The sequence below is a fragment of the Bacillus sp. P14.5 genome, from assembly GCF_003316765.1.
Lineage (GTDB): Bacteria > Bacillota > Bacilli > Bacillales > Bacillaceae_B > Rossellomorea.
The window spans coordinates 24,659-39,236 of record NZ_NIJF01000011.1; the positions used below are offsets into that span (position 1 = coordinate 24,659).

Genomic DNA, 14,578 nt, shown 5'->3' on the forward strand with positions numbered 1-14,578 from the left:
TTTTCATTTATGCCTTTTCTTTCACATGTTTAATAAAGCCGTCCCTATGGCCTTCCTTATCAATGATCTTCCGGACATAATAAGGATCCTCCAGCAGTCCATCACGCTTGGAATAATTCAGAAACTCCTCTATTTGAGGATCTGACTGCAGCTCCCTGTACCAATCCTGCTCTTCAAGTTCGATCCATAATTCTTCCACTTCGGGCTCTTTGATCCTTAAAATATACTTTTGAATGAAACCGACAATAAGTGCTCCAGTCAAAAGAAGCAGAAATAAAAAGATCATGATATGGCTCCTTCGTTACTGAGAGGTGTTCATAGTTTAAGCGGATAACTGTTTTTGATTCTTCCGTTTCTTCAATAGTGCCCTGAATGTACCAGTGCCAAGAAGAACACCAAGTACGATGAAACAAAAGCCCACTATGTGCTTAGGCTGAATTTCCTCCCCCAGGAAAAGAGAAGATCCGACTATTGAAAAGAACGGTGTCAGATTGATGAAAATAGATGTCGCCCCCGCCCCACGCCTATGAATGCTGTAGTTATAAAGCATATGTCCCAGACCGGTTGCAAGGATGGCGGAACCTATCAGCGCCCACCAGACATAGGCAGGCTTCTCAGCAGCAAAAACAGTTTCTGTTTCTGTGAAAAAGAAACTTGCTATGATAAGCAGAATGGAACCCATGAAAAGCATTAAGCCTGTCATTTGACGGGAATCGATGCTTACACTCAGCTTTTTAATCAGGATGAAGCTCACTGCCTGTGTCAATACGGCTCCAAGGATGTACAGGTCGCCCATTGATAGACCTGAAAGAGTTCCTTTTTCGTTCATTACTATGAGATATACCCCAAATAAAGCAGCAAAAATCCCCATGGTTTTCAAGATGGTCAGTTTCTCATTCAAGAAAACCATGGCCATGATGGAGGTGGATAAAGGGACAAGTCCCAATATCAATCCCGCGTTGGTAGCGGTGGTTTCAGTAAGGCCGATGGCAAGAAAAAGATGATGTCCCAGCACTCCAAATAAAGCAGCTGTCAATATACCAGCCAAGGTCCTTCTGGAAACTTTATGGAAGCTTTTCTTTAAAACCAAAAAGAAGATGACTGCCATCCCCGCCAGCATAACGCGAACTCCCTGGATCAGGACTGGCGGGAAATGAGTAACAAGAATCTTGATGGCAGAAACATTAAAACCCCATACGACCATCAATAAAAACAATAAAATATAAAGGCCCGATTTGGACACGTTCCTCACACTTCTTTCGAAAACAGTAATGTGTCTAATTTATCAGGGCGGGTGCTGTCTGTAAAGGAAAGTGAATTGGAAAAAAGAGTGTCTTACAGAGCTTTCAAACATGCGGCAGCCACTTATAATGCATAGTGAAAATGGGAGTATTTTTTCTCTCTCTTAGGAAAGCTGTAGTTCCTCTTATTATTTTATTTGTATCAAAGCGAACAGCCACTTGGAAAAATAAAAACTCCCATGTATTGAACTGCTCTTACCAACAAAAAAAGTGCTTCCGAAAATCCAGAAGCACTTAATCTAAAACACGTTTAGCCCATATTCTCAGAAAATGCAGTTGACACTTTAGCAAATTCATCATCTTCTTCAATTCCTGTCAAGTCGCCATCAGAATCCACTTTTAAAAAGAAGATATCCATATCCTCCTGAGACTGTTCCCGCACATCATCTGCAAAGGCAACGGCTGCATAGTCATTTCCCTCCAAAGTCAAAGTGGCAAGAACCTCGATATCCTGCTCCTGATCATCTTCCCCGATTAACGTAAATACTTCTCCTACTTTTACACTTTCCATATAGCATTCTCCTTTCATCTATTGAACTGATTCAGATTCTTCCTCATAATGATACTGGGCAATATATGTAGTGATCAACTCTTCCTCTTCTTCTTCAAGTTCAAAATCGAGGTATTTTTCAGTGGATTGTTCCATGAGATAATACTGGGCGATGCGTGCGCCTCTTTCATCTACCGCGTATATGGCTTTGATCAAAAGGCCGTTTTCGGTATATAGTTCGTCATCTTCCGGAACTTCAACTTCCAAAAGGTATTCATACCGCTCACCTTGGAGGATTCCCGTTGGATCTTCGAGTTGTTCAACTGTATATCCAGTAATTTTCATAACTCATGCATTCCTTTCGATACTTCTAAAGATTAATTTTAGTAAATCCCCCGCAATTATACACTTATTCGACAAACTATGCTGAAATATTTAAGATAAGTATATAGGATGTATAAAGTTCAGGTAAACTGTCATATCCTGCGGTTTCCCGGGAAACTTTCCATTTAAACGTCAATAAAACCGACAAGGAGAAATGTAATGACCAGCCACCTTACAGAAAAAGAAATTATTCAAAAGTACCAGCAGGACGAAAAAATGATGATCCTTGCTTTTGCTCAATGGTGCCGGAACAATGAACTGGATCCCCAGAAGGTTTATACAAAAGCATACCCGCATCAGGAAAAGAATCCTCTTCTAATTGAAGCACATGACTCCACCCTTCCAAAAGAAGAGTCTGATGTAATTCCTCTCTCCTCCCTGCTTTCCGTTCTCGAAATGTACGGTAATGAAGAACTTTGCTTCGTGATCACGGAAATACTCGAAAAGAAATAGCCTTTATTGAAGGACTGGTATTTCATTGACCGGAACAGCCAGTCCCTCAGGTTCTTTTCCGCTCCCTATTGCCGGGACTGTCATAGCATATACAACTCCAATCACCTTTCCATCGGAGTCTATGACTGGGCTTCCGCTATTACCCTTCTCAATCGGTGCTGTAAGGTACAACCTGTCTTCTGATTTGCTGATGTCACCTTCCATCACTATCTGATTGTATGCAAGCGGGTTTCCTATGACATAAATGGGATCGCCAGCCCCCCACCCTTTTCCTTCCTTGATTTCAAGGTAAGGCAGATCTGTTCCCTCCACTTGCAGCATGGCAATATCCAAATCCGGGAATTGTTCTGTAACAGTCGCCTGCATTATATCACCGCTTGGAAAAATCACTGTGATGGAGGTCATGTTTTCTATCACGTGGTAGTTCGTCACAATGGTACCTTCCTCGGCAATATTGAAGCCGGTCCCCTTTACCCCATTGCCTTCGATGGTAACTACTGCTTCTTTATAATTTTGAATGTTTTCAATCTTTGAAAGCTCATTTGACTTTTCAAGAAATGAGAAGGATGGCATATTAAACACCCTTACCCAGACAGCAAGGACACTTATGACCAAACTAAGGGCTATCGCATAAGCCATAAACTTTGCCAAAAAAGATCTGGCTTTCTTCCTTGCTGGTGCGTCTTCCTGTTCTTCGGATAAAAAATCTTCCAGATCAGGCTCATCACTGAAAACATCTTTTTCTTCTTCTTCTCGTGGATGAGGATTATTATGATTATCCATATGTTCCTCCGTTCGTTTTTCCTGACTTAAGTGTAACGCAAAACAGCCTTCGATTACTATCATTACACTTCCGCTCTCTTTATGGAATATTTATAGGTTTTAAAAAATAGTAGTAGGTAATAGAAGGTACTAACATAAAAAAGGAGGAATTTAAAGATGAAGAGGTTGATTTCGTTCTTCAACAGAATCATGCAGCGGTTTTTGCCTGATCCCTTTTTGTTTGTAGTGATCCTGACGTTTATCGTTCTGGCGCTTGGCTTGGTCTTTACAGACAGCTCGGTCATGAATATGGTTCAATACTGGGGAGAAGGATTTTGGGGGCTGCTGGCATTTTCGATGCAAATGGTGCTTGTCCTTGTAACTGGGTATGTACTTGCAAGCAGTCCTGTTTTCAAGAGAGGATTGGGATACTTGGCTTCAACAGCTAAATCCCCTTCGCAAGCGATCATTATTGTCACGATTGTCTCCATTATCGCCAGCTGGGTCAACTGGGGATTCGGTCTCGTCATTGGTGCTCTATTTGCCAAGGAACTGGCCAGAAGGGTAAAAAATGTAGATTACAGGCTTTTAATTGCAAGCGCTTACAGCGGTTTTATAGTTTGGCACGGCGGCTTCTCGGGGTCTATTCCTTTAACAATTGCTACCGAGGGACATTTTTCTCAAAATTTAATTGGTATCATTCCTACGAACGAAACGATTTTTGCGGTCTTTAACGTGGCAATCGTCCTCGCCTTATTCATCATCCTCCCACTCCTTAATCGTATGATGATGCCTTCAGGGAGTGAAACAGTGACCGTTGATCCAAGGATTCTGGAAGAAGATGATGCAGAAATGAATACAGCTTCGTCAGGGAATTATACTCCCGCGGAACGGCTGGAGAATAGCTATATTGTTTCTTTATTAACCTCGATTATGGGAATCGCTTTCTTAGTATACTATTTTGTAAATAACGGTTTTCAGCTGAATTTAAATATCGTTAATTTCTTATTCTTGTTTCTGGGCATCCTGTTTCATGGCACGCCGAGACGTTTTTTGGAATCAGTCCTTAATGCAGTAAAAGGAGCGAGCGGAATCATTATTCAATTTCCGTTTTATGCAGGAATCATGGGAATGATGACGGCTTCAGGGCTGGCTGCGGTCATGTCTGAAGGTTTTGTATCGATTTCAAATGACTTTACCTTCCCGTTCTTTGCTTTCATCAGCGCAGGAATCGTCAATTTCTTTGTTCCTTCTGGAGGCGGACAATGGGCTGTCCAAGCTCCGGTCATGCTTGAAGCGGCGCAGACACTCGGAGTATCGACTGCCAAAACGGCAATGGCTGTTGCCTGGGGTGATGCATGGACGAATCTTATACAGCCTTTCTGGGCATTGCCGGCACTCGCCATTGCCGGGCTTAAAGCTAAAGACATTATGGGGTTCTGTACCATTACATTGGTCGTTAGCGGTATTGTGATTTCACTGGGTCTTTTGTTTTTATAATAGGTTTATTTGATTTAAATGGTCTGCTTATTCCTGGTAAGCAAGAAAGAAAATAACTGTTTTAGTGGTCGGAGAAAAAACTAGTATCCAGGGGAAAATCCGACTCTTGGGATATCTGAGAACGAACTTTCTAAAAGGAAATTCCTTCCTTTTCTGTTGGGAGATTAGAACGGAGGGTTGCCCCCTTCTGCTGACTAACAGGCGTCCAGCTCTTTGACTTTCCCCTCGGAGCCGTGCGCCTGGAGCGGAAATCCATTACTTTTAATACAACCTCAATCTTTGCAAAAATAGCTTTATAGCAGCAATAACGACAAGCAGTTCTTGTTTCTATCTGCTTGTCGTTTTATTTTTTAATCCTGGGAAAGCTGGAGATTCTTCTTGAAAAGAAATTTCCGTTCACAACCGCTACCCCGGCAATGATAATCAATCCTCCTGCAATGCTGGTTACCACCGCTTTTTCATGAAGGATGATAATGGCCGCTGCAAATGTAACAATCGGCTCAAGATATAAAAGGACGCCTGCCTGTGAAGCTTGGAGTACTTTCAAGGATTTAGCCCAGAACCAATAGCCTGTCCCAGATACAAATACACCGAGGAAGATCAGGTGCCCCCATTCTATTGAAGTCATCCCGGGAAGACTTTCCCATCCGTGATTTCTAATGATAAATGGCAAAGAAACAAGAAAACCGATAAACGTGATATAAAACGTCAAAGCGGTAGGCTCCAGTGGTATCTTTAAGCTTTTTAAAAGAACAGTATACACCGCCCAATTCAAGGTGCTGAGCAGCATAAGGAAAAAGCCGATATTGAAAGTGAAGTGCCAACCGCCGCTGCTCCCGGCTGTAGTAACCATCATGACTCCCGTAATGGCGGCTATGATTCCGAGAGCCTTACCTAAATTCATCTTTTCATGTAAAAAAATCATGGAAAGTAAAACAGTGAAAACGGGTGTGACGGAAATGAGCCACCCAGCCGACGAAGCATCGATGAATATAAGCGAAGTCGTTTGAAGCAGCTGATGACAGAATGTGCCCAGTATGGAGAGTATGAACAAATGCGGTAAATAACGCGCAGAAAACAGAATCTTCTCTCTCGTCAAAAGGATAATGGCGAACAAGAAGACAGCTCCTATTCCAAAGCGAAAGACAATCAGAGTGAACGGATCAAGTTTACCCAACACCACTTTTGCAGATACGAAAGAAACTCCCCAGAAAAAAATCGCCATTCCCGCATATAATGAAGCGGCAAGTTTAGCATTCATATTACGCATCAATGATCCCTTCTGCTATAGACTTTACTACACTATATGCTCGTCCTTTATAACCATGCCTGATAACTAGCAGCTGATTAGAATTGTCTCCCACTGGTTAAATGACCAATCAAGCCCTCCTTTGCTTTCATACGATATTCTTAAAGGAGGGGAACCATATGCATTATTACTTGTTGTTATTCCTAGCTGCAATCGGGGCAGGATTTTCTTTGCTGTATGTTACAGGTGTTGCTGCTGCAGGATTTTTAGGCCCGCTGGCTGCACCATTGGCAGGCTTGGCAGTAATCGTTATTGTGGTATTTTCACTCGTGATCTTTTATCTTGCAGTCAAAGAACTGCTTCACAGAAGGTCGCTATAAACTCAGGGAGACTGCTTTCGGGCCAGTCTCCTTCTTTGTGGGATAGCTATTAATTGATGTAGAATGAGGAAAAGGAGTGAACGAAACTATGGAAAAGAAGTTAGATCATATCGGCATTGCTGTCAGGGATTTAGATAACAGCATACATATCTATACGAATGTATTAGGAGGAGTGTTGATTGATAGATATAGGAGCGAAGCGGCCGGTGTTGAAAGTGAAATCGCCATTATCGGCCTTCATGATGACCGATTTGAATTGCTTTCTCCGACGAACAATACCACTTCTCCCATTGCAAGATTCATCAGGCAGAAAGGCAAGGGTGTCCACCACGTGGCTTACAGGGTCGACAACCTGGATAACGCACTCGCAGAACTTCAGGAGCAAGGGATACGTACACTGGAAGACACTTTGCGCACCAACAAACATGGAAGAAGGCTCATCTACCTGAATCCTGCTGATACGGAAGGAACGATTATAGAATATTGTGATTATCCAAATGAAAAGTGACCTGCTGTGGACAGGTCACTTCTGCTTTAAGATACAGCCAAAGCTTTGTCCCTCTGGATGGGCAGCTGTCTCCTTTTCTTTCTTACTATCCTGGTTATTTAGGATAAATTGTATCCGATTGATCAATAAAGATTACCTATAAAGATAAATTAAATATCCAGATCAAGGAAAACTGGACAATGGTCGCTGCCAAGTGTATCCGTATGCATCCCGGCATCAGTTAAGGTACCTTTAAGCCTTTCAGAAACAATAAAATAATCGATTCTCCATCCTATATTCCGCTCTCTGACTTTACTCATATAAGACCACCAGGTGTATGACTGATCTCTCTCAGGATATAAATGCCGGAAGCTGTCTATGAAGCCTTCTTCAAGAAGAAGTGTCATTTTATCCCGTTCTTGCTGTGTGAACCCTGAATTGCCATCATTGGATTTAGGATTGCGAAGGTCAATTTCATTGTGTGCGACATTTAAATCTCCGCAATAGATTACGGGTTTGACAGCATCCAATTCTTTAATATAGGATCTGACTCGTTCCTCCCAGTTGAGCCTGTCTGCCAGTCTGGTTAAGTCTCGTTTTGAGTTGGGGGTATAAACGTTCAATAAGAAAAACTTCTCAAACTCCAAGGTGATGGACCGTCCTTCTGGTTCACTCTCTTCCTCCCCGATTCCGTAAGAGATGGATAGAGGCTTTTCTTTCGTAAACACTGCTGTTCCGGAATATCCTTTCCGTTCAGCATAATTCCAGTACTGATGATAGCTTTCCAATTCCAGAGAAATTTGTCCTTCCTGAAGCTTGGATTCCTGTATGCAAAAAATATCGGCATCGGTCTCATGGAAAAAGTCTAAAAAACCTTTTTTCACACAAGCCCTTATCCCATTAACATTCCACGATACTAATTTCATAAATGCTTCTCTCCCGTTGATTTACTAGGATACTATTCTAACAGAAAACAAGGGTGTCTTCACGTAGAGAGAACCAGCTTTAATACATTAAAGCACCCCTCCCTTTTGGCCGGCAAATAAGAAAAGAGTATGAACCCTTAGGATTCCATACTCTTTTAAAGTTTTTATTTTTTCTTTGATTCCTGCCTGTCGAAGAACCTTTAGCCGGCCTGCCGGCTGTTTTCCCTCTTGAAGAGCTGCTGCGGCTCTTTCCGCCTTTGCTGCTATTATCAGCGAACTTATGGAGAGATCCCCGTGAGACCTCTTTGGCTTCCAACACATTTGAACGCTTTCTGCCTTTTGCAGATGATGATTTGGCAGGTTTACTGCTTCTAGGATTATCAGAGGCTGCAGGCTTGGTGCCTCTGCTGTTTCTTGAGCGTGAACGGTCCTCTGTACTCCGGCTGCTCCGTCCCTGTTTCTCTTTAGTTGTTCTTTCTCTTGGGGCACTTGGTTTCTTTGCCGATTTTTGTTTAGGCTTGGACTCCCTGTCAGTGACGTTTCCAATAGTTTGCTTAGGAAGCTTAATGTTCAATTCTTTTTCAATTTGAGTCAGATCATCTTTTTGGGCCGGGGAATAGAATGTAACGGCAAGACCTGTTTCCCCTGCTCTTCCTGTCCTTCCAATTCGGTGTACATAGCTGTCCGCATCTTCCGGAATATCATAATTGAAAACATGTGTGACACCTTCAACATCAAGGCCCCTGGCAGCAACATCAGTAGCAATCAATAATTGAAACTCCGCCTCCCGGAATCTCTTCATTACCTTCTCGCGTTTTGCCTGAGACAAGTCACCGTGCAACTCATCACAACTAAATCCGAATGAAACTAGTTCACCATATAATTTAGACACTCTTCGTTTGGTTCTGCAGAAAATGACCGCAAGATAGGGCTGTTCTTCTTTTATCATATCGATAAGTGTAGATTGTTTCGCTCGGTCGTTGACGAATACTGCCAATTGCTTAACACTCTTTGCAGGTCCTTGTGTTCTTTCCACAGAGATATATTGCGGATTTTTCATATGCTTTTTGGAGAGAACTTTGATCTCATCGGGAATGGTCGCTGAAAACAACAGAGTCTGCCTACTCGCAGGGGTCTCCCTTATTATCATTTCGACTTCTTTCAAGAAACCAATATGGAGCATCTGATCGGCTTCGTCCAATACCAGAGTGTCTAAATGCGACAAATCAATGGTTCCACGTCCGATATGATCTAAAATCCTTCCGGGAGTTCCAACAACAATTCCGACATTCCTTCTTAGTTTACTAAGCTGCTTATCTACATCCTGTCCGCCATATACAGGGAGAACGCTGATTCCTTCAATATGGCGGATCAGCTTCCGGACTTCTTCCGTTATTTGTAGGGCAAGCTCCCTGGTCGGAGTCACTATCAATGCTTGAATGCTTTGCTTTTCAAAATCAAACTTTTCGATGACCGGCAATATAAAAGCAAGTGTCTTACCTGTTCCGGTTTGTGCTTGTGCGATTACATCTTTATGCTCCATCACAGAAGGTATTGCTTTCTCCTGAATGGGGGTTGGAGTGGTTACATTATTTTTCTGAAGCCTTAAAGTAATCTCTTCAGAAATCCCTAACGATTTAAAGTCTTTCAAAATGGAATCCCTACTTTCACCTTATAAAGGAAATATGATGCTTTGTGTATCTGAGTTTTAGTACTTTCTATTCTGAATAGCTTTCTGCTTTTCCATTAATCCGTGAGATTTTTCGATGATATCTGTCAGCACATCGCCTTTGTATACTCTGCCAAGCTTAGTGTTTTTTTGATAATATTCCACAATTTCATCAAGCATATCGGCTGTATCTTTGCTTATACGAACATTTAACTGTATCCTGTTTTGATCACTCACAGTAACTTAACTTCCCTTCATGACAGCTTTCTAGCACCTGTTATCAACCTGCTAGCAGGTTGATAACAGGTGTATAGTGAATGATAGCACTCAAAATGACAAATTACAAATTAATTCTCGAGGAGTGTCAGGGATTGTCGAGAACATACTGAATGAAAAATCGTGATTTCTTTACAGGGATTTAAAAAAGTTATAAAATAACCTAATTCTTTTATTTTGCTTAGATAATTATCTCAGGCAGACAAAGAATTTTTCTCAAGCTTTAGACCGTTTCAGTAAGACTTATTGAAACCTATAATGAAATCTAATATAGGAGAGCACAAAATAAAAAACCTCAAAAATGAGGTTTTACTTAATTGCTTAAAAATGGATTTCTCCACTCCATTAGCGCAGCATAGTTTCTGGATTCTTCGTCTTCTATATAATCAGGAATAACGCCGACAGGCAAACGTCCGCATCTTAGCAGGAAGGATATGACTTTATCATGAAGTTCACCTTTGACTACGGCCTCCAGATATTCAGCAGCCGACATTTTATTGGCTGCTTTTCCATACCCAGGCATTCTTCCGCCCCCAATTAGCTGTTGCAAACGCAGTTGAATGACCACTTCATACATGGAATTCATCAATGCTTTTCCCAAGCCGAGTCCTCTGTACTTTGGAGATACCCCAATGTCTACTATGTATAATGCATTTCCATTGGGCTCATGAGTGTTGATATACCCGTTACCCGTCAATTCTGACCAAGAATGATTGATTTTAGCCGGATCAAAGCAGGTTATCATGCCAGTGATCGAACCGGCAATCTCTCCTTCCACTTCTATACATAGGGCTCCTTCTGGGAACAACTTAATATGATTTGAAAGCTGCTCTTCATTCCACCAAAGATCTGAAGGAAATGGCGGGGGGAAGCTCTCCTGCTGAACCCTAATCAATCCTGGAAAATCGGAATGATCATAGGATCTGATTTCAGCGGCAAAAGGTTTATCTTTTTGAAAAACATAAAGCTTCTTACTATACAATTGGGCAGCCTCCCTTTCATTTCCATAAAGATGAAACATTGGAGCTCAATCCAGCGTCCAGTCCAATTTCTTCTGCCTCAGTTTCACTGTAGCGGTCATCAAACTTTTCAAGCACCAAAAGGAGAATCAAGGTTACAGCTGCACAGAGACCGGCGAGTGCAACTAAAAGCGCTGCACCATAAAGGATTATCTTCTTGAATCCTGCCTTTTTTAATCTGTTCCAATCAAAATGGAAACTGATAACAACACTTCCTTTTATTCTGATTTTTCTATTATTTTACCAAATTGATGGCAAATAGTGAAATCTGATATGGATTTTTGTTCACCTTCTTTTACTGAAAAAAATAGATTACCCTTTGCCAGCTATGATAATAATCACTGAGAGCTGATTCACTATAATAACTCTAGAGGAAAATATCGTTTACCTCTTGAATAGAAATAATTGGCTCGCTGAAGTTGTTAAGAATCACTAATGAATTGTCTCTTATAGGGTTAAATTAAGGAATGAGCATATTCTTGCTCAATCCTTCATCGGGAGTGATTCTACCATGGCAAGAAACAAACTTGTGGTTCCTGGATCAGAAAGAGTATTGAACCAGATGAAAGAAGAAATCGCCAATGAGTTTGGAGTAACACTTGGAGCAGATACTACCGCGCGCGCCAACGGATCTGTTGGAGGAGAGATGACAAAACGTCTCGTCGCTCTTGCACAACAGACGCTGGCTGAAGGACAGAATTAATAAAGAATCAGGTCCCCTTTTGAATTAAGGGGACCTGGTTCTGTTTTTCCATATAAAAGAGCCATCATTATGAGGACTTTTGGGTTATTGACCGGAGCTTCCCGGCATATTTTTTCCATAAAAGATTTCATCCATTTCTAACTTCAATTTGTTGGTGATTTCTTTGACTTCTCCTTCCTCAAGCTTGTTTTTCGTATATCCGAATAAGTAATTGTTCAAATCAAATTCTTTCAGTTTGCACTTCGTGTGAAAGATATTTTGAGGATAAACATTCACATCGATCATATCGTATTCCTCTTTTATCTCCTCAGGGATATAATTCTGGATTGAATTAATATCATGATCAATGAATAACTTGCGTCCGCTGATATCCCTTGTAAATCCTCTTACTCTGTAATCCATCGTCATGACATCCGTTTCAAATGAATGGATCAGGTAATTTAGTGCTTTAAGAGGTGAAATCTCCCCGCAAGTGGATACATCGATATCAGCACGGAATGTACTGATCCCTTCATGAGGATGGTACTCAGGATAAGTATGGACGGTGATATGGCTTTTATCGAGCTGCATGGTAACCGCTGAAGGAAGCGGTCCTGGGGACTCATCGAAATGCTCATTCGGCACTTCAACAATCGGACCTTCAGAAACAAGAATGGTGACTGAAGCACCTTGTGGGACATAATCCTGTTTTGCTATATTGAGAACATGTGCCCCGATGATATCCGATACATTGGATAGGATCTTTGTGAGACGGTCTGCATTATACTGTTCATCGATATACTCAATATAAGCCTCCCGCTCTTCCCTTGTTTTTGTATAACATATATCATACATGTTGAAACTCAGTGATTTAGTCAGGTTATTAAATTCGTGAAGCTGGATTCTTTCTTCATGAGACATTTTCATGATTTCTTTCCCCCTATGTAAAATGATGCAGAAACTATATGTTTCAACTCTTGGTTATTTGTTATGATACCCTGTCATTCAGAGAATAAAACGATATTCTTTTAACCATGATTTGAGCTTGATGAGGAAACTGGCAGATCATACACTTGAAATGAAAATTAGTGAGGTTAATGAAATAAGCTTTATTCTTAATCTTTGCAGCTATCTATAATGTATATCGAAAAATAACGACATTAACTAAAAAAATCATGTTGAGCAGGAAAAAAGAGCTTCTCTCTCGTTTAGAGTGCTTTTGGGTTATAGAAAGCACCAAGTAAACAGTTATACAAACAGATTATTTCAAATGGAAAGCAATTTAGTTTTATTTTCCAGCATAAAAAAGAACAATTGATGCGCCGCATAGTTTTTGATAAACAGGAATTCGGGTAAAATGGAAGTAGGATTGGAGCGTGGACTATGAGAAGACTACTGATGCTCATAATAATTATAGTTGTTGCTTTTAATACGAAGCCTTATTGGGAAGATTATCTGGATTCTTCCTTCATGAATGATACAATTGCTAAATTAGACTCTTTTAAAGAAAAACCTGAGGTGCAAGAGGCATTAACCAAGATGAATGATAAGATAGGATCCATTATTTACGGGTTGGAAGGTTCGCTCCAAGATGTAAAAGAAGAAGTGAAAGAACCAAATGAAGAGACAGAAGCAGTTGAGGTAAGTAAGCCTGAACTGACAAAGCCAGAGAATCAGGTGTTCTCCATTCACAACCTAGAAATGGGCGATACAAGAGAAACCGTTGAGGACATGTTGGGCACACCTGTCCGCTCATCCGTCAATGAGTATGGTGTAGAGTGGCATGCCTATCACCAGGATTACCATAACTTCCTGATGGCCGCCTATGATGATAACGATCAGGTGAGCGCGCTTTACACCAACCAGGATCTAATAGCTTCCGATTCAGGGGTCGCTTTAAACAGTTCCAAGCAAGAAGTTCATGAAACCCTCGGCGAGCCCATTACTAAAATTAGAAAAGGCTTGGTCTATTACCAACTGCAGGATGATGGTGAATATGAGATTTACCAGCGTGACAATAGCTACATTACCGTTTTTTATGATAAACACGAAAATGATAGCGTTACTGCTTTGCAGATTATAGATGAAGATTTGGAACATGGCAAAAAAGACATCTACTCTGCTGAAAGTGAAGAATTGAAAGAAGGTTTCGAGTATCAGCTCTTTGACCTTACCAATGCCACCCGGGTCAATCATGGTCTCCCAGTTTTGACTTGGAATGACCATGTCAGAGGTACTGCGCGCGACCATAGTCTGGATATGGCTGAGAACAATTACTTCAATCATACCAACTTGGAAGGCCAGTCGCCCTTTGACAGGATGCAGGAGGATGATATTGCCTTTACTGTGGCCGGTGAAAATCTCGCTTATGGGCAATTCAGCTCCATCTTCGCTCATGAAGGGTTGATGAATTCAATGGGTCACAGAAAGAACATTGTTAAGGAAGACTACGAATTCCTCGGTGTTGGAGTAGCCTTTAACGAGGAATCCCAGCCTTATTATACAGAAAACTTTTTTAGTAATTAAGCTGGACCGTGCCTTTCTCAGGTGCGGTTTTTCTTTTTTATCAAGACTTTTTTATAAGACAGTGAGGTTTAAAAAAACTCCGACTTAAACTTTTCAAGAAAAAATGGTCGGTGCACGATTGTTTAAGAAGTTCTAAGCGACAATTTGGCTAGAAATTTAGACTGAAGTGTTCTATAGAAGCCCTCTAAGCAACACTTGGGCTGGAATTTAAGTGCGAAGTGTTCTATAGGAGCTTTCTAAACGACACTTGAGCTGGAATTAAAGAGTGAAGTGTTCTATAGGAGCTTACTAAGCGACACTTGGGCTGGAATTAAAGCCTGAAGTGTTCTATAGAAGCTCTCTAAACGACACTTGGGCTGGAATTTAAGTGTGAAGTGTTCTATAGAAGCTTACTAAGCGACACTTGAGCTGGAATTTAAGTGTGAAGTTGTTCTATAGTAGCTTACTAAGCGACACTTGGGCTGGAATTTAAGT

17 protein-coding genes are annotated in these 14,578 nt (G+C 41.2%); 6 read left to right on the plus strand and 11 right to left on the minus strand.

Annotation, left to right across the window (positions count from 1 at the left end; translation table 11 throughout):
* Window positions 1-7: 7 nt before the first annotated feature.
* From B9Z54_RS00940 to B9Z54_RS00955, 4 genes are all read right to left on the minus strand, one after another.
* Window positions 8-286 carry a hypothetical protein gene (locus tag B9Z54_RS00940; RefSeq protein ID WP_113926666.1) on the minus strand — a complete coding sequence of 93 codons (279 nt, stop codon included), beginning with the start codon at window positions 284-286 and terminating at the stop codon, window positions 8-10.
* Between the two features lie 36 nt (window positions 287-322).
* Entirely contained in the window at window positions 323-1,216 is an 894-nt protein-coding gene (locus B9Z54_RS00945) for a DMT family transporter (protein ID WP_162785038.1), read from the minus strand.
* Between the two features lie 335 nt (window positions 1,217-1,551).
* Window positions 1,552-1,812, minus strand: coding sequence for a DUF1292 domain-containing protein (locus B9Z54_RS00950; protein WP_113926668.1), 261 nt, complete (start codon window positions 1,810-1,812; stop codon window positions 1,552-1,554).
* Window positions 1,813-1,830: 18 nt separating this feature from the next.
* Window positions 1,831-2,136: a DUF6509 family protein gene (locus B9Z54_RS00955; RefSeq protein ID WP_113926669.1), complete on the minus strand. Its 306-nt coding sequence runs from the start codon at window positions 2,134-2,136 to the stop codon at window positions 1,831-1,833.
* Between the two features lie 198 nt (window positions 2,137-2,334).
* Between B9Z54_RS00955 and B9Z54_RS00960 the strand changes: the two genes are divergently transcribed.
* Window positions 2,335-2,628: a hypothetical protein gene (locus B9Z54_RS00960; RefSeq protein WP_113926670.1), complete on the plus strand. Its 294-nt coding sequence runs from the start codon at window positions 2,335-2,337 to the stop codon at window positions 2,626-2,628.
* Window positions 2,629-2,631: 3 nt separating this feature from the next.
* On the opposite strand, the gene B9Z54_RS00965 is transcribed toward B9Z54_RS00960, so the two are convergent.
* A complete protein-coding gene (locus B9Z54_RS00965) occupies window positions 2,632-3,411 on the minus strand; it encodes a S1C family serine protease (RefSeq protein ID WP_162785039.1) in 780 nt (259 codons plus the stop codon).
* Between the two features lie 156 nt (window positions 3,412-3,567).
* Here B9Z54_RS00965 and B9Z54_RS00970 point away from each other — a divergent pair, with 156 nt between their 5' ends.
* Entirely contained in the window at window positions 3,568-4,890 is a 1,323-nt protein-coding gene (locus tag B9Z54_RS00970) for a short-chain fatty acid transporter (RefSeq protein WP_113926672.1), read from the plus strand.
* A gap of 343 nt (window positions 4,891-5,233) precedes the next feature.
* Here B9Z54_RS00970 and B9Z54_RS00975 read toward each other — a convergent pair whose 3' ends face one another.
* Window positions 5,234-6,160: a DMT family transporter gene (locus B9Z54_RS00975; protein ID WP_205207644.1), complete on the minus strand. Its 927-nt coding sequence runs from the start codon at window positions 6,158-6,160 to the stop codon at window positions 5,234-5,236.
* Window positions 6,161-6,318: 158 nt separating this feature from the next.
* On the opposite strand from B9Z54_RS00975, the gene B9Z54_RS00980 reads away from it, so the two are divergent.
* Both B9Z54_RS00980 and B9Z54_RS00985 read left to right on the plus strand, forming a co-directional pair.
* Window positions 6,319-6,519, plus strand: coding sequence for a hypothetical protein (locus B9Z54_RS00980; protein ID WP_113926673.1), 201 nt, complete (start codon window positions 6,319-6,321; stop codon window positions 6,517-6,519).
* Between the two features lie 88 nt (window positions 6,520-6,607).
* A complete protein-coding gene (locus B9Z54_RS00985; protein WP_113926674.1) occupies window positions 6,608-7,027 on the plus strand; it encodes a VOC family protein in 420 nt (139 codons plus the stop codon).
* Between the two features lie 149 nt (window positions 7,028-7,176).
* Here the strand turns inward: B9Z54_RS00985 and B9Z54_RS00990 are convergent, their stop codons facing one another.
* The 4 genes from B9Z54_RS00990 to B9Z54_RS01005 all read right to left on the minus strand — a co-directional run bounded on the left by B9Z54_RS00990 (window position 7,177) and on the right by B9Z54_RS01005 (window position 10,859).
* On the minus strand, window positions 7,177-7,932 hold the full coding sequence (locus tag B9Z54_RS00990; RefSeq protein ID WP_113926675.1) for an exodeoxyribonuclease III: 756 nt from the start codon (window positions 7,930-7,932) through the stop codon (window positions 7,177-7,179).
* A gap of 79 nt (window positions 7,933-8,011) precedes the next feature.
* Window positions 8,012-9,583, minus strand: a complete 1,572-nt coding sequence (locus B9Z54_RS00995; protein WP_113926676.1) for a DEAD/DEAH box helicase — start codon at window positions 9,581-9,583, stop codon at window positions 8,012-8,014.
* Window positions 9,584-9,640: 57 nt separating this feature from the next.
* Entirely contained in the window at window positions 9,641-9,838 is a 198-nt protein-coding gene (locus B9Z54_RS01000; RefSeq protein WP_113926677.1) for a hypothetical protein, read from the minus strand.
* Between the two features lie 352 nt (window positions 9,839-10,190).
* On the minus strand, window positions 10,191-10,859 hold the full coding sequence (locus B9Z54_RS01005) for a GNAT family N-acetyltransferase (protein WP_113926678.1): 669 nt from the start codon (window positions 10,857-10,859) through the stop codon (window positions 10,191-10,193).
* A gap of 548 nt (window positions 10,860-11,407) precedes the next feature.
* Between B9Z54_RS01005 and B9Z54_RS01010 the strand changes: the two genes are divergently transcribed.
* Entirely contained in the window at window positions 11,408-11,599 is a 192-nt protein-coding gene (locus B9Z54_RS01010) for an alpha/beta-type small acid-soluble spore protein (protein WP_113926679.1), read from the plus strand.
* Between the two features lie 84 nt (window positions 11,600-11,683).
* On the opposite strand, the gene speD is transcribed toward B9Z54_RS01010, so the two are convergent.
* The gene (gene speD, locus B9Z54_RS01015) at window positions 11,684-12,505 is read right to left on the minus strand and encodes an adenosylmethionine decarboxylase (protein ID WP_113926680.1); all 822 of its coding nucleotides are present in this window, start codon (window positions 12,503-12,505) and stop codon (window positions 11,684-11,686) included.
* Window positions 12,506-12,961: 456 nt separating this feature from the next.
* Between speD and B9Z54_RS01020 the strand changes: the two genes are divergently transcribed.
* Window positions 12,962-14,104 carry a CAP domain-containing protein gene (locus B9Z54_RS01020; RefSeq protein WP_205207645.1) on the plus strand — a complete coding sequence of 381 codons (1,143 nt, stop codon included), beginning with the start codon at window positions 12,962-12,964 and terminating at the stop codon, window positions 14,102-14,104.
* The last annotated feature ends 474 nt before the right edge of the window (window positions 14,105-14,578 follow it).